Consider the following 2,856-nt stretch of genomic DNA (forward strand, 5'->3'; position numbering starts at 1 on the left):
CGCGGTGGCCCGAGCCGACGCAGGCCGCCACCCCGAGACCGTCGTACGACGCCCCGGCCAGCGCGAGCCCCGGCACGTCGGCCAGGGCGGCCCGGGCCGCGGTGGTCCGCTCGACGTGACCCACCTCCAGGCGGGGCAGGGCGTCGGGCCACCGGTGCACGACGGTGGCGTCGGGGCCGCCGCGGACGTCGAGGGCGGCGGCCAGGTCGCGGTGCAGCCGGTCGACCAGCGTCGCGTCGTCCATCGCGTGCAGGTCGGGACCGCCGACCCGTCCCGCCGAGAGCCGCACGAGGTCGTCCCGCTCGGCGGACCCCCGCAGGTGCTCCCACCGTGCCGTCAGGACGGTCGCCGCCTTGAGCGTGGCCCCGGCGGACGACGGCACGAGCACCCCGGTCACGTCCGGCGGCACGAGACCGTGCCGGTACCGGGCGACGACGGTGACGACGGACGTCGTGGCCGTCCGACCGAGCGGCTCGGCCGCGGCGGGGCGCGTCGGTCGCAGGAGCGCGGCCGTGACCGGCGCCGGGACGGCGAGGACGACGACGTCCGCGTCGAGCGTGGTGCCGCCGGCGGCGGCGTCCCCGGTGACCGACGCCGGACCGCCGTCGGCCGGGCCCTCGAGGTGGACGCGGTGCCGGCGCCCGGCCTGCTCGAGGCCGACCACCCGGGTCCGCGTGGTCACGGTGACCCCCGGCGTGGCCACGAGCGCGTCGACGAGGACGGCGAGCCCGCCGGTCCAGGACACGGTCACCGGGGCGCCACCTCCGGCCGTGCGCCGTCGGGCCCGCAGCAGGGAGCGGCCCGCCCGCGCGGCACCGAGCAGCTGGGGAGCCACGGCCGCGACCCCGAGCCGGTCGACGTCACCGCCGTGCAGGCCCCCGAGGAGGGGGTCCACGAGGCGGTCGACGACCTCGTGGCCGAAGCGGCGTCGCAGGAGCTCCCCCACGGCGACGTCGTCGGCGCGCAGGGGTCGGGCGAGCAGGGGCTCCAGACCCGCCCGCACCATCCCCGGCACGGTCAGCAGCCCGGACCGGACGACCGGCGCGAGGCGGCTCGGGCCGGTGGGCGTCACACCCGCCGGCAGGGGACGCAGGCGGCGCCCCGTCCAGATCACCGTCCGGCTCGGCGCGGCGGTGCGGAGGTCGGCGGTCAGGCCCAGGTCGTCGAGGAGGGCGGCGAGCGCCGGGGCCGCGAGGTGCAGCCCCTCCGCACCGACGTCGACGTGCTGCGAGCCCATGACCTCGGTGCGGAGCTGACCGCCGGCCCGGTCCCCGGCCTCGACGACGGTCACGTCGCAGCCGGCCCGTGCCAGGTCCCGGGCCGCGACCAGGCCGCTGACCCCCGCACCCACGACGACCGCGCGCGCCCCCCGCACCGACCCGTCCGGAACCATCGCCGCACCCCGTCCGTGGTCACCCGTTTTCCCCGGGCCTTCCCGGGCGAAACCCGACGGTAGGCAACGGCGTGGCCCGCCGGGCGGGACGAAGGGCCCGGACGGGCGCTACGACAGGCCGACGACCACCCCGTCGCCGAGCAGGACCGGACGGCCCGCGACCTCCCCGAGCGCGACGTGCGGGAAGTCGTGGCGGCGCTCGCTCAGCGGCGCGATGCCGGGGGCCGGCACCTCCCACCGGAGGGCACCGGAGTCGAGGTCGACCGCCACGAGCCGGGCGCTGCCCCGCGACTCCGCCACGACGACGACGGTCGCACCGTCGGTGACGGACCCGCTCGTCGCCACGAGACCGCGGACCGGCGCAGCCCAGCGGACCGCACCGGAGCGCAGGTCCAGGGCCCGGACCTCCTCGCCCGCGGCCACCACGACCACCCCCGCCCGGCGGACCAGGAGGTGCGTCCCGCGCGCGGGCGCGCGCCACAGCTCCGCGCCCGCGGCGAGGTCGGTCGCGACCAGCTCTCCGGTGTCGCCCCGGGCGCTGAGGCGGACGTCCGGCAGCGAGCCGTCGGACACGTCCGCCTCCACGAGCACGCCGTCCAGGGCGCCGACCGGGTCGCCGGACCGGTCGAACCACGTCCCGGAGGCACCGCGGGCCCCCGCGGCCGCGTCGCTCCAGGCCCCGAAGCCGTCGGCGGCCGTGCGGATGTCCGCGCCGTCCAGGCCCGGGACGGATCCCGCGGCGGTGTAGCCGCCGGGGTACCACGTGCCCAGGACGCGGCCGTCCGCCACGTCGAGGACCGCCGTGGTGCTGCCGCCGAGCACGACGAAGCCGTTCTCGACCCGGAGCACACCCGCGCCCGACCCGGCCTGCCGGCCGCCGCCGAGCGGCACCCGGGTCGCCCACACGGTGGCCCGGTCCACGGCGCGCGACCGCACGACGACGAGGCTGCCGTCCTCGCCCATCTCGGCCGACACCACGTCGCTGCCCGTGACCGCCTGGCCGTGGGAGGCGAGGTGGGCCGGGTGCTGCCGCAGCACGGTGCCGTCGGCCGCGTCGAGGACGACGCGCGTCACGGTGCCCGGCGGACCGCCGTCCGAGCGCCCCCGCGCGCAGACGACGACGGGGGCGCGCTCGGCCTCCCGGTCCGCCAGGCAGCGCTGCACCGGCGCCGCCCCGCCGCGCTCCAGGGACCAGACCTGCGCGCCGCTGGTCGCGTCGACCGCCCGGACCGTCGTCCCGTCCCGGTCGGTCAGCAGCACGAGGTGCCCGGCCCGCGACACCTGCTCGCCGCGCTCGGACCACGCCTCGTCCAGCGGCGCGTCCAGGGTCGGGACGGTGCCGGGGACCGCGGCGTACGCGGCGACCCGCGCCGCGAGGCGCCGCTGCTCGACGGCGTTCAGCGCGACCAGCCCCGCGACGAGGACGAGGGCGGCACCGACGACCAGGCCGGGCCGCCGTCGGC

Annotated in this window: 2 protein-coding genes; both read right to left on the reverse strand. The window is 79.6% G+C overall.

Annotation, left to right across the window (positions count from 1 at the left end; genetic code table 11):
• A partial coding sequence (gene hemG / locus N866_RS17855) for a protoporphyrinogen oxidase (protein WP_052023235.1) occupies positions 1–1,393 on the reverse strand: 1,393 nt, incomplete at its 3' end.
• Between the two features lie 108 nt (positions 1,394–1,501).
• Positions 1,502–2,856 (reverse strand): outer membrane protein assembly factor BamB family protein (locus N866_RS17860; RefSeq protein WP_034229177.1); only part of this gene is annotated, 1,355 nt, incomplete at its 5' end.

The sequence above is a fragment of the Actinotalea ferrariae CF5-4 genome (genome assembly GCF_000603945.1).
GTDB classification, from domain to species: domain Bacteria; phylum Actinomycetota; class Actinomycetes; order Actinomycetales; family Cellulomonadaceae; genus Actinotalea; species Actinotalea ferrariae.